General features: G+C 43.8%; 18 protein-coding genes. 9 read left to right on the top strand and 9 right to left on the bottom strand.

Translation table 11 applies throughout. The features are described from left to right. Positions 1–20: 20 nt before the first annotated feature. The 3 genes from CXF65_RS06835 to CXF65_RS06825 all read right to left on the bottom strand — a co-directional run bounded on the left by CXF65_RS06835 (position 21) and on the right by CXF65_RS06825 (position 3350). On the bottom strand, positions 21–866 hold the full coding sequence (locus tag CXF65_RS06835) for a DUF547 domain-containing protein (protein ID WP_101211501.1): 846 nt from the start codon (positions 864–866) through the stop codon (positions 21–23). Between the two features lie 12 nt (positions 867–878). Next, positions 879–1877 (bottom strand): arsenosugar biosynthesis radical SAM (seleno)protein ArsS, encoded by a 999-nt coding sequence (arsS, locus tag CXF65_RS06830; RefSeq protein WP_101211500.1) that lies wholly within the window; start codon positions 1875–1877, stop codon positions 879–881. A 324-nt stretch (positions 1878–2201) separates the two neighbouring features. Further along, complete coding sequence (locus CXF65_RS06825) at positions 2202–3350, bottom strand: FAD-dependent oxidoreductase (RefSeq protein WP_101211499.1); 1149 nt, start codon at positions 3348–3350, stop codon at positions 2202–2204. Positions 3351–3702: 352 nt separating this feature from the next. Between CXF65_RS06825 and CXF65_RS06820 the strand changes: the two genes are divergently transcribed. The 6 genes from CXF65_RS06820 (at position 3703) to CXF65_RS06795 (ending at position 9532) form a co-directional block, all read left to right on the top strand. Next, the gene (locus tag CXF65_RS06820; RefSeq protein ID WP_101211498.1) at positions 3703–4644 is read left to right on the top strand and encodes an alpha/beta fold hydrolase; all 942 of its coding nucleotides are present in this window, start codon (positions 3703–3705) and stop codon (positions 4642–4644) included. 165 nt (positions 4645–4809) lie between these two features. Next, on the top strand, positions 4810–5631 hold the full coding sequence (gene dapD, locus CXF65_RS06815) for a 2,3,4,5-tetrahydropyridine-2,6-dicarboxylate N-succinyltransferase (RefSeq protein WP_101211497.1): 822 nt from the start codon (positions 4810–4812) through the stop codon (positions 5629–5631). Positions 5632–5860: 229 nt separating this feature from the next. Then, the gene (queE, locus tag CXF65_RS06810) at positions 5861–6592 is read left to right on the top strand and encodes a 7-carboxy-7-deazaguanine synthase QueE (protein ID WP_101211496.1); all 732 of its coding nucleotides are present in this window, start codon (positions 5861–5863) and stop codon (positions 6590–6592) included. A gap of 70 nt (positions 6593–6662) precedes the next feature. Then, entirely contained in the window at positions 6663–7847 is a 1185-nt protein-coding gene (locus CXF65_RS06805) for a multidrug resistance efflux transporter family protein (protein ID WP_101211495.1), read from the top strand. A gap of 15 nt (positions 7848–7862) precedes the next feature. Continuing rightward, positions 7863–8498: a trimeric intracellular cation channel family protein gene (locus CXF65_RS06800; protein ID WP_101211494.1), complete on the top strand. Its 636-nt coding sequence runs from the start codon at positions 7863–7865 to the stop codon at positions 8496–8498. Between the two features lie 368 nt (positions 8499–8866). Beyond that, complete coding sequence (locus tag CXF65_RS06795; RefSeq protein ID WP_025650963.1) at positions 8867–9532, top strand: trimeric intracellular cation channel family protein; 666 nt, start codon at positions 8867–8869, stop codon at positions 9530–9532. A gap of 255 nt (positions 9533–9787) precedes the next feature. Here the strand turns inward: CXF65_RS06795 and recJ are convergent, their stop codons facing one another. Beyond that, positions 9788–11611: a single-stranded-DNA-specific exonuclease RecJ gene (gene recJ, locus CXF65_RS06790; protein ID WP_101211493.1), complete on the bottom strand. Its 1824-nt coding sequence runs from the start codon at positions 11609–11611 to the stop codon at positions 9788–9790. Between the two features lie 320 nt (positions 11612–11931). Between recJ and CXF65_RS06785 the strand changes: the two genes are divergently transcribed. Next, entirely contained in the window at positions 11932–12447 is a 516-nt protein-coding gene (locus tag CXF65_RS06785; RefSeq protein ID WP_101211492.1) for a hypothetical protein, read from the top strand. Between the two features lie 130 nt (positions 12448–12577). Here the strand turns inward: CXF65_RS06785 and CXF65_RS06780 are convergent, their stop codons facing one another. Further along, the gene (locus CXF65_RS06780; protein ID WP_157824058.1) at positions 12578–13582 is read right to left on the bottom strand and encodes a hypothetical protein; all 1005 of its coding nucleotides are present in this window, start codon (positions 13580–13582) and stop codon (positions 12578–12580) included. A gap of 334 nt (positions 13583–13916) precedes the next feature. Here CXF65_RS06780 and CXF65_RS06775 point away from each other — a divergent pair, with 334 nt between their 5' ends. Together CXF65_RS06775 and CXF65_RS06770 are read left to right on the top strand one after the other, a co-directional pair. Then, positions 13917–14306 carry a hypothetical protein gene (locus CXF65_RS06775; protein WP_025652103.1) on the top strand — a complete coding sequence of 130 codons (390 nt, stop codon included), beginning with the start codon at positions 13917–13919 and terminating at the stop codon, positions 14304–14306. Between the two features lie 224 nt (positions 14307–14530). Further along, positions 14531–16189 (top strand): alkaline phosphatase D family protein, encoded by a 1659-nt coding sequence (locus tag CXF65_RS06770; protein ID WP_101211490.1) that lies wholly within the window; start codon positions 14531–14533, stop codon positions 16187–16189. Between the two features lie 146 nt (positions 16190–16335). On the opposite strand, the gene CXF65_RS06765 is transcribed toward CXF65_RS06770, so the two are convergent. The 4 genes from CXF65_RS06765 to uvrB all read right to left on the bottom strand — a co-directional run bounded on the left by CXF65_RS06765 (position 16336) and on the right by uvrB (position 21629). After that, positions 16336–16713: a hypothetical protein gene (locus CXF65_RS06765; RefSeq protein ID WP_025652101.1), complete on the bottom strand. Its 378-nt coding sequence runs from the start codon at positions 16711–16713 to the stop codon at positions 16336–16338. A 277-nt stretch (positions 16714–16990) separates the two neighbouring features. Beyond that, positions 16991–18043 (bottom strand): pyridoxal phosphate-dependent aminotransferase, encoded by a 1053-nt coding sequence (locus CXF65_RS06760; RefSeq protein WP_025652100.1) that lies wholly within the window; start codon positions 18041–18043, stop codon positions 16991–16993. Positions 18044–18225: 182 nt separating this feature from the next. Continuing rightward, entirely contained in the window at positions 18226–19278 is a 1053-nt protein-coding gene (locus tag CXF65_RS06755; protein ID WP_025652099.1) for a pyridoxal phosphate-dependent aminotransferase, read from the bottom strand. 239 nt (positions 19279–19517) lie between these two features. Next, complete coding sequence (uvrB, locus tag CXF65_RS06750; protein WP_101211489.1) at positions 19518–21629, bottom strand: excinuclease ABC subunit UvrB; 2112 nt, start codon at positions 21627–21629, stop codon at positions 19518–19520. Between the last annotated feature and the right edge of the window lie 231 nt (positions 21630–21860).

The following is a 21860-nucleotide window of genomic DNA, read 5'->3' as shown; positions in this document are numbered from 1 at the left end:
GCTGTTATGTTTTATCAGTATTATTTCTTATTCAGATTCCAATTATAGCTAGTATAGTCGATCTTAGTTTTGCCACTTTTTAAATCAGCGCTTTGCGATTTATTAAGCCCTAAAGATGAGCTATAACGAGCTAAGAATCCTTCCAAATCTTTGGTACCGCGCCAATTCGACTCAAAGTCTTCTTTATACCATTTAAAAATGGGAGAAACCTCAAGCGTGCCGCCTTTAAGACGGTTACGACTACTATCTGCGAGGAATTTACTTGTGACTTGCTCTAATTGCTTATCCAGTTTGCTACCGGTAAAAGCATCATTTAATAGCGCAGGACAGCCGATGCTAGCACAATTCACCGCAAAGTGAATGCGCGGTTCATTATAGCGTTTAGAGCCACGGATTAGATTGTGCTCGATGTCATCAAGTGAACGCTTTTTGCCTAATAGCGTGACAAAATCTTGTTTCCATGGCGAGCCAAATATCCCACCGATATCTTTGATCGATTTGAGATTCGGATACTTAGTCAGTATCAACTCTACCGTGCCAGCATTGTAGACGTTAATCAAAAATGCCAACTGCTCATCTTTGCTCCAACCATTGAACTCTGATTGACTGACTTTGCTAGTTGCTGCCATGTAGCTATCAAGCTTGCTTTGATCCGCTTTCATACCGTTATAATTAACGACTGAGGCTTTGCCACCATTGGTCATAGTGACGTTTTTACTCAGCAAGCTATCCCAAGTACTATGATTGAAATCAGCATAACTTGCCATACTAGCCAGTAGTACAGAAGTGGCTACTGCTGTCTTAATAAATAAACAATGGCTTGAAAAACTACCTGTGCTCTTACTTATGTTATCAAAGATGTTCATCATTAACTCCGTTTAGATCGAGGATGTTTTTTCCATTGTCTGTTCTGCTGTCTCTTCTTCTAACGCACCACCGCAGCTACTTCCCTGTCCTGCTGTACAGCCGTAGCAGTGATCTGCAATGGCAATGTCATCGCCACTAGGATTTTGCGTTAATAAATCGCTTAGATGCCGACGGGACTTGTTGGGTACTGGAATCTCTAACTGCTGGTTAAAGTCACAATCAAACAACTCTCCTAGCCAATTGACGCTAATAGTCGAACGGCACATGACTTCGGCTAAATTGGCAGCCACATAATTGGCCTTGAGCAAGTCCATATAGGGATGGAATTGATTTTTAGCTAATAGCACCGCACCAAAGCGCTGAATCGGCATATTGGTCAAGGCAAATAGCTGATGAAATTCGATATCGAAATGTTCTTTTAACTCGCGTTTATAGTCCGCCTCTAGCTGTTGCTGATTGGGCGGTAACGTAGCGCCTTGCGGGTTATAAACGAGGTTCAGCGTTAAGTTTGAGCCAGCTTTGCCATAACCTAAGGCATTGAGCTTATGCAGTCCCAGTATACTGTCATCAAACGCACCCTTGCCGCGCTGCTTATCGACGTTTTCTAATGAATAACAAGGCATTGATGCCACTACATCGACTTCATTGTCTGCCAAAAACTGCGCCATATCCTCATAGCCTTCTGCCATCAGAATGGTTAAATTACAGCGATCAATCACTTTGACACCCAAAGCGCGCGCGGCTGTAACCAGATACTTAAAGTCTTCATGCATCTCAGGCGCACCGCCAGTCAAATCCAGCGTATCGATATCTTGTACTTTTAATACGTCCAGTATCAGCTCGACCAGCTCACGCGACATCATCTCCGTACGATAAGGACTGGCTGCCACGTGGCAATGTACGCAGGACATATTGCACAAATAGCCCATGTTCACTTGTAGCGTAGTTAACTCACGACGTTTGATGGCTGGAAAGTCAGTAAATTCGAGTAGTTCAATGGTAGATTTCATAAAATTATAGAATCCGTGTTGTGATATTTACTCAACTGCTTAGGGTCTGTTTACTATTCTTCTAATCGATTTGCAGTTAAGATCAAGTTTATCTAATCAATGATACCCTATTATGTCACTAGCATTTTTAATCATTGTGTATTCAATAAATATATTCAATCTTTATAAGCTATCGAAAATATGTTGAGAGAATAGCTCGCAGTATTAGTGCCAGTCATAGTTGAATTCAAATTATTACGATACAAGAAAGCTGGGTGTAAGCGATACATGAGCACGCTTAGCGAGGATAACGGTGTGGCGGATTTATATGGATTTGACTATAGCTTAATTTGCATTGACGAAACGCTTATCAATATAGCGTTTAAGATACCAAACCCAGCGACCTTGCAAACTCACACTGCCCCAACTGGCAATGGCATACTTATCGCCACAAGATAATAAATACAAAGTGCGATTTTTGGGCTGATAGCTTTGTAAGGGTTTATTTTGATCTACCATAAAAGTTAATAAATTATCTGCTGCGACTGCACCGCCATGTACGGCATGAACCCCTGAGTGCGCGACATCTTTATCCACGCGCGTTGCCACATCACCGACGGCGAATACATTATTATGAGAGACACTTTGCTGCAGCGCATTTACTGCGATAAAGCCGTTGTCAACTGTGGCAATATCCGTACTGGCTGTCCACGCTGCACCAGTCACGCCAGTGGCAGCGATAACCGCATCCATTAAAAAGGATTGCTGCAATGACGCTCTCTCAGTAATCAATGTCCCATTCTGATAGGCGATGGCGCGCTCGTAGATAACTTCAATACTCAGACGATTAAGCTGCTTAATAACACGATGTCTAAACTTTTGATTAAAACCAGCCAATAGCACATCACCGCAGATTAAAAACACTTGATGATTCGGGTGAATACGCTGCAAGGCGACTTGGGCAGCCATAACCAGCTCGATTGCCGCTGCGCCAGCCCCGATAATAGCCAATTGATAATGTGCTGAGCGCTGAGCGGTAGCAAGCACTTGCGACCACTGATTCACAAAGCTATGTAACGGACGAATCGCAATGACACTATTAGTGTCAGCATTATTTAACCAGTGCATATCCGTATCCGCGCCAGTGTTTAACGACACTACCTCATAGCTATGATCATAGTCGTCAGCGGTCATGACTCGCTGTGATTTGGCGTCTATCTTTACGATTGGCTGCTGAATGAAATGCACGCCAGCCTGCTTGCATTGTGCCGCAATATCTATACGGATATCATCTAGTATATAGTGCCCCGCCATCCAGCCAGGCAACATACCTGAATAGATCGACTGCGGTTGCTCGCTGATTAATGTGATATCCGCATTTATTAGAGGCGTCCCACGGATTCGACGCAACAGACCAATATGCGCATGACCAGCACCTACCAAGAGCAACTTTTTTAAGGGCATTATTTTTATAGGTATATTTTTTATGGGCATTTTATCGCTCAATGTTTTTGATACTTTTAAATAGTTTTGACTGGTTTACTAGGGTGTACCAACGCTGGAAACTTAGGAAAGATAAAAACGCTATCGAAATTAAAACATAAGTTAAAAGCATTTAAAGCAAGACTATTGTACGATAACGACGCCGCAGTAAATAATATTGACCTGATAAGGCTTTATGATTAAATTGATGGTAGCAATCATTCATCCCAATTATAAAACCTGACTGGCTGCTTAATTTGTAAATAAGTCATATTGACCATGCATTTAGCACCCATCGCTCAATGCTTAAAAAATTTAGAAACAGTCTGTTTTCATTCTCTAACCATGCAAGGATTCTACGCTTATGAGTACCTCTGACCAGATCACCTCTTCTGACAATACCCACTATCTGAATCATACATTTTTTGAGCCGCGTGATAGTGATAAAAAAATTAAGGCCACCTTACTAATCGTCCACGGCATGTCAGAACACAGCGGTCGCTATGCGGACTTTGCTCAGTTTTTGGCTGATAATGGTATTGCAGTAGCAACCTACGATCAGCTCGGTCATGGTCAAACGGTAAAAACAAAGGCTGATTTGGGATTTTTTGGCAGTGAGCATCCAGTGCAGTCTTTATTACAAGACGTCATCGTTATGGCTGATAGCCTAAAATCGCGTCATCCTCATGTGCCGCACTTTGTTATGGGTCACTCTATGGGCTCGTTTATCGTCCGTAATGTACTTAAACATCACGCCCAAGACTTTGCTGGGGCCATCTTAATGGGCACTGCAGACGCCAACCCATTGACCAAAGTACTATTACCTATTAATAAACTATTGGCCAAAGCGGCACCAAAAAAACCAAATACTGTATTTGCTAAAGTAATGAACAAAGTACTGAATAGCAAACTTGATAACCGTATTTCTGACTCGCAGTTTGCGTGGATAAGTGAAAATCCCGCCAATATCGCCGCTTATGAAGCCGATCCACTCACCGGTTTTGACTTTACTAACAATGGTTTTATGACGCTATTCACCTTGATGACAACAGGTCTCCATAAAGGCTGGGCTGCAACGATTGCAAGAGACTTTCCCCTGTTCTTTGTCAGTGGCAAAAGTGATCCCATCGGTGATATGGGCAGCGGCATTCGCAACATTGTCAGTCGCCTAAAGAAACAAAACTTCAATAATGTGGAAGTAAAGCTCTACCCAAACATGCGCCATGAGCCCCTTCACGAGCAGGCGAACAAGGTGGTGTATCACGATATCTTAGAATGGATAGAACGCAATAGCTCATCGTTCTAAATGGCATTACTTATTATCAATACAGACCTTTGCGCCCAACTTATTTGCTAAAAGTCGTCAAATTAGCGACAATGTAGCAGGCAATATTTTTAGTCGATTTTTGACGCTATCTTTAACTATAAGATTCATTTATTTACTTTTCATTTATCTTAGGAATTTTTATCCATGTCATTACAACAAACCATCGAACAAGCCTTTGAAAACCGCAACGAATACAGCCCATCTACTATGCCACAAGATGTGCGTGATGCTATCGAGCAAGTGCTTGAGCAGTTAGATAACGGTACACTGCGAGTTGCAGAAAAAAAGGATGGCGAGTGGATCGTCAATCAGTGGGCAAAAAAAGCCGTCTTACTATCGTTCCGCTTAAACGATAATTACGTGCAAGCCGCTGGTGAGCACATACAGTTTTATGACAAGGTGCCAACTAAGTTTGCCAACTGGACCGAAGCACAGTTCAAAGAAGCTGGCGTACGCGTAGTGCCACCAGCCGTGGCACGTAAAGGCTCATACATCGCAGCCGGTGCGGTATTGATGCCGTCGTATGTTAATATTGGCGCGTATGTCGATCAAGGCGCGATGGTAGATACGTGGGCGACCGTAGGTTCATGTGCTCAAATCGGCAAAAACGTGCATCTGTCAGGTGGTGTTGGTATCGGTGGTGTATTAGAGCCATTACAAGCCAATCCAACGATTATTGAGGACAACTGCTTTATCGGTGCGCGTTCTGAAATCGTTGAAGGCGTTATCGTTGAAGAAGGCTCAGTCATCTCGATGGGTGTATTTATCGGTCAGTCAACGCGTATTTATGATCGCGAAACGGGCGAGATTCATCGTGGCCGTGTACCAGCAGGCTCAGTTGTCGTACCAGGTAGCCTACCATCAGAAGATGGCACACACAGCTTATATGCTGCTATCATCGTCAAAAAAGTCGATGCACAAACCCGTGCTAAAACATCAGTAAATGAGTTATTACGTTTAGCCTAAATATGTACAGCGTATAATCATTTAGCACGTACAATCATTGTTTTACATAAAGATGCTGGAGTCATCCTCCAGCATCTTTTTTGCAGCTTAATATAGGCTGTTGCGTTATAATCCATTTTTTTGGTTTGGCTTTATCCAAACGCAAAACTCCCATACCAGAACCTGCCTTTTTATTACGATTGATAAATGCTTAATCTCATTATCAATCTTTAACTGTATTTGACATATTATGAGTGAATCACTATTACGCACCGCCGCCATTCCTGTCACTGATCCTGAAGCAGGTCTACGTTTGACAGAAATCTTTTATTCTTTGCAAGGTGAAGCACTGACCTCAGGCTTGCCGACGATATTCGTACGCTTGACCGGCTGCCCGCTGCGCTGTGTTTATTGTGATACCGAATATGCCTTTACGGGCGGCGAACGTCAGTCGCTAGAAGCCATTATAGAGACCATCAAAAGCTATCCTTGCAAGCGTATTTGTCTGACGGGTGGCGAACCATTAGCACAGCCGAATGCCATTGAACTGATGAAGCGCTTACTGAGTGATGATTATGAAATCTCGCTTGAAACCGCAGGCGCACTCACGGTAGAAAACGTACCGCCAGCAGTCAGTAAAGTGATGGATCTCAAAACGCCAAGCTCAGGCGAAGTCGATAAAAACCTATGGTCAAATCTGGACTATCTGACTCAGCATGATCAGCTTAAGTTCGTCATCATGAACCATGCCGATTATGAGTGGGCAAAAGCCATGTTGATCGAGCATAAGCTAAATGAATTGGTCAGCACCGTTTGGTTTTCTCCAATGTTTAATGTCGCAGACGATATTGACGAAGAGGCCATCCCCGATGTGCCAGTATTGGCGCGCGAGTTGGCTGAATGGATATTGGCCGATGCCCTGCCCGTGCGCTTTCAATTACAACTGCACAAAATTATCTGGGCAGATGCCAAAGGCAAATAGAAAAGCACATAAAAAAGCAGGTAAAAACCGCTAAACGAACCGACATATAGCCGACGGTAAGGATTCAGGGATGGTCAAACTCATTTTACTCGGCTTGTTGGCGGGTGCGTTCTTTAGTTCCACTTTTATTTTAAACGAGCTGATGAGTGATGCAGGTGGTCACTGGTTTTGGTCAGCCAGTCTCCGCTATGTCTTTATGTGGCTGATTATCACCGCTATTATCGTTATGCAGCATGGTTTTAGTCGTATCAAAGAATTGGCGATTATCTTTCGTCAGCATTGGCGTTTTTGGTGTATCACTGGCAGTATTGGTTTTGGTATCTTTTACACGGGCATCTGTTATGCCGGTGATCATGTCGCCGGTTGGGTGGTGGCGGCGACATTTATGTTTACCGTGGTGACTAGCCTCCTCGTCCTACTGGCATTTGGGCAACGCTTTGACAAAAAATTCATTTTTTACGCCATGCTGGTATTCATCGGAGTGATACTGGTCAATGTCAGCGAAGGTCTGCGCGCTGCTGCGCTCGGAGGTATAAATGCCACCCCAATGGCAGAGATGCTACTGTATGGTGCGCTGCCTGCACTGATAGCCGCTTTTAGCTATCCAATCGGCAATCAGTTGGTCTGGCAGGTGTCTCACAACGCTCGCAAGCATAGCGCTGCGCAGCGCAAGGTCAGAGAAAACAGCCTTCTGCAAAGTACTATTGACACTCATAACCAACCACTCGTCACAGAAGCCTACGCTTTACCTGTCGATAGCACTCACTCAGCGGATGCTGATAGTTCTAGTATCAAAACCGACACTGATATTGACCCTGAAAAGCTAAAAGCCAAAACGGCGGCTGAAACGCACTCACCCTTACAAACCTTGATTGCTCGTATCCCCGCTATCGAAACGGTGCTGCTGCAAAATGCCTTTAATAAAGTATGGCTAATGACTCTAGGTAGTTTGCCATTTTGGCTGGTTTTAGGCATTATAGTGCGTCCTGAGTTACCCGAAAGCACACAGCTGTTCAATACTTTGCTCGTGGCTCTGTTAGCAGGGGTAGCAGCAACCAGTATTTTTTTATATGCGCGCGAACAAGCCGTCACCTCCAGTGAAGTGGCGGGCGTTGATTCTACCCAAGCCAGCGAGGTGATATTTGCCTTGATTGGCGGTATATTATTACTCAATAACGAGATACCTTCGGCACTGGGGTTGGTAGGTATTGGATTGATTATGTTGGGATTGGTACTATTTGCCAAAGATGGGTGAGACCGAAATAACGCTATGATGAATAATTTTATTTTTCCTGATATTCTGCTGTATTTGCTCGATATGGTTGGCGTGATTGCTTGTGCTATCGCCGGTACTTTGCTCGCTCAGCATAAAGGCTTTGATATTGCTGGCTGTATCTTAGTTTCAATGGTCAATGCCATTGGCGGTGGTACGCTACGTGATATGGCGCTAGATCGCCATCCGCTATTTTGGATGTCCGATCTCAACTATGTGATTGTCATCACTATCACCTCCCTTGTCCTGCAAATCTTTTTTCATCTCTATCATAAGATTGATAACGCCCTCAAACTCTTCGATGCCATTGGGCTAGCAGCCTTTAGCGTCATTGGTTTTAAGATAGCATTGACCCAAGGTATGTCACCAGTGATTGCCATTATGATGGGCGTTTGGACAGCCATTATTGGCGGTATGCTGCGTGATATTATTTGTAATGAGATACCGTTGGTGCTGCAGCGCGAGATTTATATCTCTGCCAGTATCGCAGGCTCGGTCACTTATCTGCTGCTTGACAGTTTGGGCATGGATGCTGGATTAAATGAATTCGTGATGCTAGGCGTTATCTTTGCGGTGCGTATGTTAGCGCTGCGCTTTGATTGGCATCTTCCTTCTATTCGCTTGGTTAAATAAGACCAGTTTATAGGGTTTAAAAAGTAAGCGCTGTTGTATTGGGGTCTGTTGAACATTCAAATGTGGCACTGGCAGTGGCTATTTTTTAGACAATACGCAGTGAAATTTTTGACGCCTAGTCATTCTAGGTTAGATAATTTCGCCATGTATTGGCAAAAAATAGCCCTGCCCTGAAAGGCTGATACTAAAATCACCCCAAACGTTGTTGTAAACCTAGCTAAGGTCTCGACATTATCGTCGGTTTACGCCTGATTTGATAAAAGGTTTGGGACGATTTTAGCAATCAGCAGTCCTAATATTTGAATGTTCAACAGACCCTGATTTACAATGATTATATAATTATCATAAAAACTTACTGAGACTGGCTCATGTTGACTATCGCATTGGATCCTACGGAACTGATCACGACGTTCGACCCGCGTTCTTTGCTCTACTTGTTTGACATGATTGGCATTGTGGCCTGTAGTATTTCAGGGACGATACTGGCAAAACATAAAAAGTTCGACGTCTTTGGCTGTTTATTGGTGTCGATCGTCACTGCTATCGGCGGCGGCACCGTCCGTGATGTGATTTTGGATCGTCATCCGCTGTTTTGGATGGTAGATATGAGCTATCTGACCGTCATTACCTTCTGCTCATTAGCAACGCAAATATTTTTTCATCCCAACTCAAGGCGCGTTGATAAGTTCCTCAAGCTCTCCGATACCATCGGTCTGTCTGCCTTTACCCTAATTGGTATCAAGGTTGCTGATAGCATGGGCACCAATGTACCCGTGGCATTATTACTTGGGGTGATTACGATTATTGTCGGCGGTATCATCCGCGATATGATCTGCAACGAGATTCCGCTGGTATTGCAGCAAGAGATTTATATCACGGCGGCTTTGACGGGCGGCATTCTCTACTTTGCCCTGCACAACCTAGGCGTGACTGATTGGGTTGCTGACATCTCTGCCATGATGACGATTTTTACGATAAGAATGCTCGCCATTCGCTACGATTGGCAATTTCCTGCTCTTGAATGGAAATACTAAACCCTAGGGTGTGTCTTCAATTCATTCGATAGTCATCTAAATGGGCTAAAAATGGCCAAATATCGTCGAATAGCTTGTTAATATCCCGATATTATCTACGCTATTTTTCTTGTTTGACGGCAATTTATCTCATTTTTATCGCCATTTCTGAAATGAAGACACGCCCTAGAATGCAAATATTAAAAAAGCGTCAACTTTAAACTCAGTTGACGCCTTATTATTGTCTGTTCGTGGTCTTATAATAAAGCAATATGCTTATTCACTGACCACAGCTAAATCCCTTACCATCAGCTGTAAGCTTTGTTTGCCGTTCCACTCGTTGATGTCTAGCTGAAACAATACGTGCACTTTTTCGGCACGATAATCCCATACCTCGCTATCGAAGTTAAAATAAATCGCTTCAATCGGATACTGCACATCAGGATAACGCAGTGATAATTTAAGGTGCTTGTCCTTTAGTATCTTAAAGCTCAATACTTCGAACACCCCATCAAATATCGGCGGTGCAAAGCCATGACCCCAAATACTGGCATTGGCCAAATGCTCAGCAAACCATAAGCTAAAGTCGCCTGCTTGCAAGGGGCCATCGGTGAATTTTTGCTCGGCAAAAACCTCATCCTCCATCTCTGCCATAACAGCATCGAAAGCCGTCACGAAGGCGTCAAAGTTGCGACGCTTCAAGGTTAGCCCAGCAGCCATCGCATGACCACCGAAATGGCTGATTAGATCAGGATAGCGTTCAGCAACTTGCTCAATCGCATCACGAATATGCACGCCAGCGATAGACCGCGCCGAACCTTTAATGGCATCGTCGTCACCTGTACGCTCTGTATCTGCTGGCGCAAAAACGATACTGGGCAAATAATGACTTTCTTTCAAACGACCAGCGACGATACCGATAACGCCTTGATGCCAGTCATCTCGATATAAAATAATGCTGCGATTTCGATTATTCACAGTCTCTTTATCAGTTTTAGACTGAATAAGGATTTCATCGCTCTCGTCAGTAGCAGTATTCTCATCGTTTTCATTTGCAACAGTAGCTAATGCTTGCACAATATTATCTGCTTGCGCGCGCATCTCGCCTTCTACGTGACGACGGGTACGGTTTAGCTGCTCAAGCTCTTGCGCCAAGCGCTGCGCCGTACTCCAGTCTTCGGTCAATAAACACTCGATACCAATGCGCATATTGTCCATACGTCCGGCAGCATTGATACGAGGTCCTAACACAAAACCAAAATCTTGCGCCTGCATTTTTTTGGGATCACGGCCCGCTTGCTCAAGCAGTGCCAAGATACCCAGACAACAGCGCCCTTGCCGAATAGCTGCCAGTCCGTGATGCACCAAGATGCGATTGTTCTTATCAAGTACACCAACGTCCGCAATCGTCCCTAGCGCTACCAAATCCAAATATTGACTGACTTGCACGGTAGACTTATTGGCTTCACGGCGCAGCTTGGCTAAACGTCCGAGCACATAAAAAGCCACGCCGACCCCTACGAGCGCTTTACTAGTAAAATTGCAATCGAGTTGATTGGGATTGACCACCGCTTCTGCAGGTGGTGTCTCTTTGGTCGTCAGATGATGATCCGTAATGATGACAGTGATGCCGTCGGCCTGCGCACGCGCCACGCCTTCATGACTTGAGATACCATTATCTACCGTGACGATCAACTCTGGCTGATACGTCTTAATGCCTAATTCGACAATTTCTGGCGTCAAACCATAGCCGTACTTAAAGCGATCAGGTACTAAAAAATCGACGACTGCACCCATTTTCGTGAGTGCACGCATCATCAGCGCGGTACTGGTCGCGCCATCACAATCAAAATCACCAACGATTAGGATACGCTGACCCCTATCAATAGCGACATCTAATAGCCGCACCGCCTCAGTGACGCCGTGTAGCATCTCAGCGGGCAAAAGACCAGATAGTCCAGTCTCAAGCTCGTCGGGCTGAGTAATACCGCGAGCTGCATACAAGCGAGCGAGCGTTAATGATTGGGCGGCAAGTGGTTGCAACGCGGTGGGCAGCTCGTCAGTGCGAGTGCTGGTATAACGGGGGGTTAAATTTAGCATGAGGCTATTCTACTGGCTTTGGCAGAGGGTCACAATGATAAACTTTAGCGACTTGGTTTATCATTCTTTATTGCATTACATTGCAATAAATCATACTTTACTGCCTGCATAAATCAAGTTATCCATGCTTACCTGTCTAGCGCACATAACTGCGCATTTACAAAAACGATGCATAGTGACCGTATTTTTCTGCATTTTGCTACAAAGCAATGATTGTATGCCGCTTATAAATCCATAAAATAGTAACCAACTGAGAGACTTGCTATCTATTGAGACTTTTAATCTGATTTTTTTATTTTAACTATTTATAAGGATGCGTTATGAAAACCACACCACTGGCTGAAAAACTACCAAATACCATCGATCCTAGCTTAGACTTGGAAAAAGTAAAGAAAGACTGCCAAAAGCTGGTCAAAAAACGTGCCAAATATTCTGCTGGTGTCGCCATCGTTCCTGTACCCTTCTTTGATGTCGCTGTGGATGCAGGCATGCTTACTCAGCTATTGCCAGAAATCAGTGAACGCTTTGGTTTGATTGAAGGCCGTCAATCAGCAGTTGATCTAGAGTCGCGCGCGATTCACTGGGGCACGCTGAAAGATCGTACTGTCGATTTTGCAGGCTTAATGGCGACACGCGGTATCGTCAAAAAGACGGTACAAGGTTTCGGTGGTCGTATCGCTGCCAAGCAAGTGACGAAGTTCATCCCGCTGGGTGGTCAAATGGTTGCAGCCACCATGGGCTATATGATTTTCAAAAAAATCGCCAATGACCATATCAATGAGTGCTACAAGCTTGCAAAAGACATTCAGCAAAAGCAACACGGTAAGAATGTCTAACGCTATTAAACAATAGAAAATAGCTTTATAAAATAAACCCGCTAAGACTTATTGCCTTAGCGGGTTTTTTGTATTTGTTGATACTGTTATAAATGCATTCGGTATTTTTTCACTTTAAACGACGATATCCCTAATCTTGTTCCGCTATGTTGATTATCACACTGGCATTCTCAAAACCGCGCTCGATATGTACCTGCCCCGACCAATTGTCTGACAAGCTCATTACCTCGCCAAATACAATTTGCGATTGTTGATCCATTTTTAATAATTCTCTAAGTGGCTTATGCTGAGACGTCACTGGAATCAAGGTTTGCAAAATATCTGCTAAAACTGGCAAGTTGTGTCCTGCACTCGGCTGAATGCTAAAGCGCACACTTTTGGTATCGCAGCCACCCAGTTCGGCGGACACTTGCATATTATTTATATGCAGTTTTTCTTCGACCAGCTGTGTATAGTCATGAATATCAATGGTAGCAATGCGCTTCACACTAGGTGCATTGGCAAATATCCGCTTATCCGTTTCTTCTGACAATTGGCAGTTGTCCCGATAATACGTGCTTATTGGAACGCCTTTTATCCAATTAATATCGAAACTTATCGTTGGCTCTATCAGCTCACCATTGTCATAAGCCTCAGGATGTGAGCGATAGTTAGGCGCGGCGGTATAATGTATGCGATTGCCCTTCACCTCGTACTCGACGATATGTTCACTAAACGGCGCGTACAGTAGCACTTCATGTTCGTTAATAACGCGATTACTCTTATCTAAGAGCAGATAATGCACCGCACTATTGGTCGTCACACTGCCACCCAAAGGCCCAGAAGATTCAATCTCTAATACGATGTCCTTAATTCCATCACGATTAAAATCTTGCGTCATCAAAGGCAATAAACGCAGACTATAATCCATACTTTGCTCAGTGCCATCAGCATCGTCATACTTATCGGAGCAATCATACTCAAGGTCAAGACTTGCCTTAGTTGCCTTATTTACCTCAGAATTTGGTTGTGGGGACGAGCAATGCTGCTCTACTAAGTCCACAATCAATGAATCCGGCAATACCACATCAGCGGCATGAGTAAACGAAACCGCACTTATAGAGAGCATATATAATACAGATAGGCGTAATAACATAGGATTACCCGTAGCAGCCAATTATTGTTAATCATACCCAAAACTTCAGGACAAGATATAGTAATGAACGGTTATTTAAAAATAAAACCTATCCAGATTAGCTATTTAAACCATTTATTATTTTAAAGAATTGGTGAATATTTATAAAAACCACGCAAGTCAGAGGTAAGGTGAGGTTTAAGATAATGGTTGATGGTGTCATTGATAAGTTTTGCTGATAATATACGACCTGCTTGGACAAAACACGTTTCGCCTAGCGATTATTCCTTGCTACCAATGTCAGTTTTATCAAACAGACACTTTAAAATCAATCAAGACCTTAAAGGACTAACCCATGAAAAAAATCTTAATTTCAACGGCTATGCTTGCTACCTTCGCTCTAGCGGGTTGCACGGCGACTGACGGCATGAATACCAATACCGGTAATGCGATTGGTACAGCAAATAATATCGGTATGAACGTATTTAAAGCAGCAGTTGATAATCAGTGCCGTAGTCAGATCGAAAAACAAAGTGCCTGGCGCATTGCCAGTGTAGCCATGACTGAAACACAAGAAGAAGCGATAAAAAGCAATGTCTGTGGCTGTGTCAGTGAGCAAGCACCGCAGCAAGTGACCCTTGTTGAATTGGGTAATGCAGCGATAGACACCCAATACCGCACACAGTTGGTGACCAGAGTCGTCGCCAAATCTCTACAAACCTGTTATGCAAATTTCACCAAATAAATTAAAACGCTTTGTATTTTTGGAGCTAACATAAGCTGGGTTATCGATTGCTTAACTCAGCTTATCTATATAGATTATTAAAATATAGCCAGCCTTATATAAATCGGATAAATTGTCAAAATCAGTCGACTATTAGCAGTACTTTTAGCTGAATTGCTGTTATCCTAGTTATTTTAAGCTGACTTTAAATGGTCATTACTTTTAACAGATATCAAGGATGATAGATGAAAAGACGTGCGTTTATAAAACTAGGTAGTCAAGTAACGGTGGCGGGTACTTTGTTGACCCAGCTAAGTGCTTGCTCATCAGACCATGACTCCACCAACTCGAATACCTTAGATAAGGTAGACGACTTGGGCTATCAAGGCGCATCACCCTTTGTACATGGCATCGCCAGCGGTGACCCTTTACAAGATAGAGTAATACTCTGGACGCGCATCACCAATGACGGTAGCATCAATGCTACCAGTATTCCTGTCAGCTATACGGTGGCTACCGATCCTGAGCTAAAAAACATCGTCACTCAAGGCCGAGCGTTGGCTACTTCAGAGTCTGATTTTACCGTCAAAGTCGATGCCAAGTCCCTAAAATCCGACACCACCTACTATTATATTTTTGAAGCCTTAGGCTACCTCTCTCCTACTGGTCGCACACGCACTATTCCACAGCCAGACTTGCCTGCGAGCGCAATAGACCGCGTGCGCTTGGCAGTGGTATCCTGCTCCAATTATGGCTTTGGCTACTTTAATGGCTATGCAGATATCGCTAAGCAAGCAGATATATCAGCTGTCCTGCATTTGGGTGATTATATTTACGAGTATCCAGAGGGCTTTTATCGTGACCAGTCACTGATCGAAGAGCGTCCGATAGAGCCCAAAAACGAAATTATTAGCTTAGAAGATTATCGTCGTCGCTATGCCTGCTATCGTACTGATATTGACTTGCAAGAATGCCACCGTCAACACCCCTTTATCGCCGTTTGGGACGATCATGAGATTGCAGACAACTCATGGAAAGGTGGTGCTGGATTCCATACTGAAAGCAAAGGCAGCTATATAGAACGTAAAATGTCAGCGGTTCGCGCCTATCACGAGTGGATGCCCATTCGTGACGATAGCAGCAATGAACTGGATAGCCAGCTGAGGATTTATCGACGCTTTGAGTTTGGTAAGTTGTTTGATCTAAATATGCTAGACACGCGTATATTTGGTCGAGAAAAGCTCGATGCGAAAGCCAGCAATGAGCCTGAACGTCAACTGTTGGGACTTGAGCAAGAAAACTGGCTCTATCTAAATATGAAAGAAGGCAAACGCCGCAAAGCGACATGGCAGATACTGGGACAACAAGTCATTCTAGCGCCCTTTAGAGGCACTTTTGCGACCAACTCTGGCGATATCTGGAATGGCTATGCGAGCGCACGTACTCGCTTGCTCGACTTTATCGAAGACAATCGTATCGACAATACCGTCGTATTAACTGGCGATTATCACGCCTCTTTTGCCTTTGATATATGCAAAGATCCGTTTGATGCAAGCCGTTATAATCCAACGACAGGCGAGGGCTCAATAGCGGTAGAGTTCGTCTGTCCGGCGCTGACCTCGTTACCTTTCCCTGAGACAGCAGGCATTGAGCTAAATCCACATCAGAAGTTCAACAATCAGACCGATCGTGGCTATATGCTACTCGATATCACTGAAGAGGCTTGTCAGTGTGAATGGTACTATACCGACACGCTGACTGAGCGTGATGACGGTACGCGCTTTGCCAAAGGGCTGTATACCCAGACGAAGACCAATCATTTGGTTGAGGGCAGTCAATCTCGTCCTATCGCCAATGTCGCGGCTTTAGCTGCTGTAAATAAAGCCTTCGGAGTGAAAATATAAGTATCGTTAAGTACTACAGATATTTAAAGCGTTAAAGTAATGTTCGTTGAGAATACAAAATAATAAAAAGGGTGCGTTATAAATAACGCACCCTTTTTGTTGCTGAGTCTTTGTATCGTTCACTCCTCTCAGCGTATTAGCTTGGCTTAGAACTTGTTTTTATCAACTGGACTCTGTGACAGCGCTGCTGTAAAGGGCAGTATTTTGCTGCGACTAAAATACTTAGAAGAGCCATCGATAATCTTGTCTACTTCTTTGATCAAATCATTAATAACGTCATCATAAACACCATGATATAGCTCAGTTTCGAATGCCGTAAAGGGGTGCTTACGTGATGCCGAGCTAACCTCTGTCACTCCTTGCTTACTATAAAAAATATCGACTCGACCATCACTGTTGAGTACACAATTTAATAATCCGCCCTCTAGCTCCATCTCTACTCGCTCAGGCATAAAAATATAATCGTCTACATTGATGAGTTTTTTTTCTACTTCTCTTTTAAAAAATGATTTGATATCAAACATGGATATATCCCTGACCTTAAAATTATAATATACGTTAGCACGCCTGATTTTATTGCCACTGTCCAGCATGTAATCTGCTGCTTGTTCGTTCGTGCTTTATGAGTCAATACTATAAGATGACGTGATATTTTTTAAGACAGGATATGTAAAACTGCGTTTGATGTTGGTAAAAATGAAATATTAGCTCTGGCTCCTCTATCCTATTGCAATAAAAAAGGGAGGCTGTACGTTAGGCAACTCCCCTTTTCTAATTATGAAACTATTCTATCTGGCTTAATCACACCCAACCCTTTTGACGAAACGACTTTAGTACTTTAATGAAGACAGCCATCTCATCAGGCGTGCCAAGCGTTAGCCGACTGAAACCCTCAATCGGTGGGAACTTGCGACCGACCACAATGCCATACTCGCGCATTCTGTCCATATAAATCTTCACCTCACCGTTGACCTCATGAAAAATAAAGTTAGCTTGTGAGGGCAGATAGCTCAGCCCCAACTCATCTAAAGTCGCTTCAACCATCTGCCGTGATTGATTGGTATTGTGCAAACTGCGGGCTAAAAAACCCTCATCGTCGAGGGTTGCTAGCACGGCAACGGCACCTGAAAGGTTGGTATTATCGATAGAAGTAAAGGCCTCGATAGCCGCAATCATAGATGGATTGGCAATGGCATAACCGACGCGCATGCCAGCCAGAGCACATAACTTCGAAAAGGTACGAACGACAATTAGATTGGCTGTTAGCTGCTGCTTTACCCACTCGACGCCACTCTCAAAGCTTTGGTCGTTGACGTACTCTGAGTAGGCTTCGTCTAATAAGAAATAGTGGTTTGCAGGAGCGTTTGCTACCCAATGTTTAAAAGGCGCGGTTGAGGTAATGGTGGCAGTTGGATTGTTAGGGTTGCAAAGATAAAACAGGCTGATGCCATCAAAATCGTCGGCAGCTTTTTGCAAACCTTGAAAGTCAAAATCGTAGCTTTCGGGCTTCAACGGTACTTTGATGACGGGCACGTCAAGCGAGCTGGCATACAACTCAGCGTAAGCAAAAGTAGGATCAGGCACAATCACTTGGAAGCGCTTGCCGGTCTTAAATGCAAGATTTAATAGCATCTGCACCACGGTTCGGATGTTTTCGCTAGAGCCGTTGCCAAGTGACACTTCGCTTTCGATCACGCCATTTATCTTGGCAATTCGACTAATAAGCGCAGCGCGTTGATCATCTGGATAACGAAAACCGATGCGCAAAGAGTCGAGGATAGCTTGTTTGGCAGAGTCTGCCATGCCCAGTGAGTTTTCGTTAGAGTTCAGCTCTAATAATTGCTTGGTAAGCACTATAGTAATACGCCTAATTTATATCAACACCAAAATTACGATGTGCAGTATCAAACTTACTGCTCTACTATTTTGCATTGGTATGTCAGATGAATGGTAAGCTTTATACCGATAAGTATTAATATGGTAAGGCGCATTCAAGGTGAATACAAGTGCCCTACGCGCATCTTGCACGCCATGCATTAGACCCAGCCTTTTTCACGGAACAGCTTTAATACTTTAATAAATGCTGCCATCTCATCAGGCGTGCCAAGCGTTAGGCGGTTGAATCCGGTAACAGGGGGAAATTCACGCCCAACCTTTATGCCATTGTCTCGCATTCTATCGATGTATGTTTTTAAGTCACCCTTTATTTCATGAAAAATAAAATTGGTCTGTGAGGGTAAATAACGCAATCCCAGATCGTCTAACACGGTCTCAATCATCCGGCGCGATTGATTGGTATTGCGCAAGCTGAGTGCTAAAAATTCTGCATCATTTAACGTCGTAATGGCGGCGACCGCACCCGACAAGTTGGTATTGTCCATAGACATAAAGGCTTCGACAGTCTCAATAGCTTGCGGGTTAGAAACCGCGTAGCCCACTCGCATACCAGCTAAAGCACATAACTTTGAAAAAGTATGGATAACAATAAGATTGTCTGATAGCCCTTGTTTCACCCACTCAATCCCACTCTCAAAGCTTGGGTCTGACACATACTCCAAGTAAGCTTGATCTAATAAAAAGTAATGGTTATCTGGTGCATTACTTACCCAGGTTTTAAGCCTTGAAGTTGATGTAATGATGCCAGTTGGATTATTTGGATTGCAAATATAGAGCAGACTAATACCATCAAAATCGTCAGCTACTTTTTGTAATTCATCAAAATCATAATCATAGTTTTCAGTGGTTAACGGTATCTTGACCACAGGCACGCCAATGGAATTTGCATACATCTCTGCACAATCAAACGTTGGCACAGGAATCACCATTTGAAACTGCTTGCCCTCTTTTAGTGCTTTGTTTTGCAGCATCTGTAAGGTCGCTCGAATATTTTCAGTCGAGCCATTGCCTAAGGAGATTTGGTCTTTTGCCACACCATGGATGGTGGAAATTTTGCTAATGAGCGCCGCGCGTGGATTATCTGGATAACGAAAGCCCTCACCTAAAGACTCTATAATGGCTTGTTTGGCAGAATCTGCCATACCTAGTGAGTTTTCATTCGCATTTAATTCTAAGAATTTATTATTTTTCATGATGGATTATGTGCCTTAACGTCCGTTGTTATAAGTTCATATTGCTCATTGATATCATATTAAGTGGCATTTGGTATAAACACAAGTTTTGATATAACCAATTATTAGTTATAATTATATCGAAAAAAAATCGAGTTTGTTTTGCTGATAAGAAAACCATAAAAAAGGTGAGCTGCACCGTTGGCAACTCACCTTTTTGTTAGATACAAACTGATATTAAAGACAGTTCAAATAACCTATTAGATCAAATGCGCTTTTAACTCTAGCACTTTATCACGCGTTTTCGCGGCATCCTCAAATTTCAAGTCACGTGACATCTGCTTCATAAGCTTTTCAAGACGGTTGATTTCTTTCGCCAGCAAATCAGGACTGCGTAAAATGCTGATATCGACATCAGGCAGATTGCTCTTGATAGGAATCACTTGATTGTCATTGGCATTCTGATCGTCACCCGTATCGATTTTATCGGTGATACTACGGCGCGCACCTTTCGGTGTGATGTTATGCTCAAGGTTAAAGGCCACTTGTTTTTCACGGCGACGGTCGGTCTCGTCTATCGCCTTTTGCATACTGTTGGTAATGCGATCAGCATAAAGGATAGCCTTACCATTGATATGACGCGCAGCACGACCAATGGTCTGAATCAAGGCACGCTCAGAACGCAAGAAGCCTTCTTTGTCCGCATCAAATATTGCGACCAATGACACTTCTGGCATATCTAAACCTTCACGCAATAGGTTAATACCGACCAGTACATCATGCACGCCAGTCCGCAACTCATGAATGATTTGCATACGCTCGACAGTATCAATATCCGAATGCAGATAAGCAACTTTGACGTCGTATTCTTTTAGATAACTGGTCAAATCTTCTGACATGCGCTTGGTCAAGGTAGTTATCAGCACGCGCTCATCTTTTTCTCGACGCTTAGTAATCTCTGATAACACATCATCGACCTGCGTCAATACAGGGCGAATCTCAATCTCAGGATCAATCAAACCCGTTGGACGGACGACTTGTTCAACGACTTGCTCGCTGTGTTCAAGCTCATACAATGCAGGCGTAGCACTGACATAAATAGTCTTAGGCTTGATACGCTCCCACTCTTCAAACTTCATCGGGCGGTTGTTCATCGCACTTGGCAGACGGAAACCATAATTGACCAAGTTTTCTTTACGTGATCTATCGCCTTTATACATTGCACCGATTTGCGAAACGGTGACGTGCGATTCATCAAGGAACAGCAGTGCGTCTTCTGGAATATAGTCAAACAACGTCGGCGGCGCTTCCCCTGATGGACGACCAGAGAGATGCTGCGAATAGTTTTCGATACCGTTGCAATAGCCGAGCTGTTGAATCATCTCAAGATCATACTGGGTACGCTCTTTGAGACGCTGTGCTTCAATCAGCTTGTTATTTTCACGGAAATATTCTAAACGTGGCTCAAGCTCAGCGCGAATGGTATGACTGGCAGCTTCTAACTTGTTGCGCGGCGTCACATAATGCGATTTTGGATAGATAGTAATACGTGGCACGCTACGTACCGTCTTACCCGTCAAGGGATCAAACCACGTGATTTTCTCCACTTCATTGTCAAATAAATGCACACGTACCGCCAGCTGCTCAGACTCAGCAGGATAAATATCTAGCAGCTCGCCACGCAAGCGATACGTACCACGGCCAAAGTCTAACTCATTGCGCGTATATTGCATTTCAACGAGGCGTTTAATGGTAGCAGTACGATCGATTTTGTCACCGACGACGACGTGCAGCAGCATTTTTAGATAACTTTCTGGATCACCCAAACCATAAATGCACGATACTGAGGCGACGATAATCGCATCACGGCGCTCTAGGAGTGCTCGTGTCGCTGACAGGCGCATCTGATCGATGTGATCGTTAATGGCACTGTCTTTTTCAATGAAAGTATCACTGGCAGCGACATAAGCTTCCGGCTGGTAATAATCATAATAGCTGACAAAGTACTCAACGGCATTGTTGGGGAAAAATGACTTGAACTCACCATATAACTGCGCGGCAAGCGTCTTGTTATGTGCCATGATAATGGTTGGGCGCTGCGTCTCAGAGATGACCTTGGCCATGGTATAGGTCTTGCCAGAACCCGTCACCCCCAGCAGTAACTGCTCATCCATACCAGAATTGATACCCTTGACCAGCTTTTCAATCGCTTGCGGTTGATCCCCTGCTGGCTCAAACTCTGTGACCATCTCAAAAGCACGACTTGATATTTGCGTCCCAGACGCATTAACACCACTAATTTCAGCTTCGCCTTGGAGCTGAGTGGCCAATTGGTTTAACTGACGCGATGAGCGCGGTTCGGGCATACGCATAATGGCTTTCTTCTTCTTTAGGTTTATAACAATATGGGGTCTGACGAGCAGTTTTTAAAGGACAATCGTGAGTCTAGTCATTAGGCTAGGCTCGTATAGCCCGTCATAGAACAGCGCTGATAGAGATAGAATTTATGATGAGAAAAATTGCAAATTGTCATAAAAACCGCACACAGACTCTGATAAATTTACAAAGCTTTTCATGGTTAACAAAGTCATTACACGACCACC

Origin of the sequence: Psychrobacter sp. Sarcosine-3u-12, from assembly GCF_002836005.1 — a bacterium.
Lineage (GTDB): Bacteria > Pseudomonadota > Gammaproteobacteria > Pseudomonadales > Moraxellaceae > Psychrobacter > Psychrobacter okhotskensis.
The sequence above is the reverse complement of the archived record's forward strand: the minus strand, read 5'-3'. Positions and strand labels throughout refer to the sequence as shown.

Bases quoted from the DNA above. Each gene is read 5' to 3' on its own strand.
- CXF65_RS06835 (WP_101211501.1), bottom strand. From the start codon at position 866: ATGAACATCTTTGATAACATAAGTAAGAGCACAGGTAGTTTTTCAAGC.
- arsS (WP_101211500.1), bottom strand. From the start codon at position 1,877: ATGAAATCTACCATTGAACTACTCGAATTTACTGACTTTCCAGCCATC.
- CXF65_RS06825 (WP_101211499.1), bottom strand. From the start codon at position 3,350: ATGCCCATAAAAAATATACCTATAAAAATAATGCCCTTAAAAAAGTTG.
- CXF65_RS06820 (WP_101211498.1), top strand. From the start codon at position 3,703: ATGAGTACCTCTGACCAGATCACCTCTTCTGACAATACCCACTATCTG.
- dapD (WP_101211497.1), top strand. From the start codon at position 4,810: ATGTCATTACAACAAACCATCGAACAAGCCTTTGAAAACCGCAACGAA.
- queE (WP_101211496.1), top strand. From the start codon at position 5,861: ATGAGTGAATCACTATTACGCACCGCCGCCATTCCTGTCACTGATCCT.
- CXF65_RS06805 (WP_101211495.1), top strand. From the start codon at position 6,663: ATGGTCAAACTCATTTTACTCGGCTTGTTGGCGGGTGCGTTCTTTAGT.
- CXF65_RS06800 (WP_101211494.1), top strand. From the start codon at position 7,863: ATGATGAATAATTTTATTTTTCCTGATATTCTGCTGTATTTGCTCGAT.
- CXF65_RS06795 (WP_025650963.1), top strand. From the start codon at position 8,867: ATGTTGACTATCGCATTGGATCCTACGGAACTGATCACGACGTTCGAC.
- recJ (WP_101211493.1), bottom strand. From the start codon at position 11,611: ATGCTAAATTTAACCCCCCGTTATACCAGCACTCGCACTGACGAGCTG.
- CXF65_RS06785 (WP_101211492.1), top strand. From the start codon at position 11,932: ATGAAAACCACACCACTGGCTGAAAAACTACCAAATACCATCGATCCT.
- CXF65_RS06780 (WP_157824058.1), bottom strand. From the start codon at position 13,582: ATGTTATTACGCCTATCTGTATTATATATGCTCTCTATAAGTGCGGTT.
- CXF65_RS06775 (WP_025652103.1), top strand. From the start codon at position 13,917: ATGAAAAAAATCTTAATTTCAACGGCTATGCTTGCTACCTTCGCTCTA.
- CXF65_RS06770 (WP_101211490.1), top strand. From the start codon at position 14,531: ATGAAAAGACGTGCGTTTATAAAACTAGGTAGTCAAGTAACGGTGGCG.
- CXF65_RS06765 (WP_025652101.1), bottom strand. From the start codon at position 16,713: ATGTTTGATATCAAATCATTTTTTAAAAGAGAAGTAGAAAAAAAACTC.
- CXF65_RS06755 (WP_025652099.1), bottom strand. From the start codon at position 19,278: ATGAAAAATAATAAATTCTTAGAATTAAATGCGAATGAAAACTCACTA.
- uvrB (WP_101211489.1), bottom strand. From the start codon at position 21,629: ATGCGTATGCCCGAACCGCGCTCATCGCGTCAGTTAAACCAATTGGCC.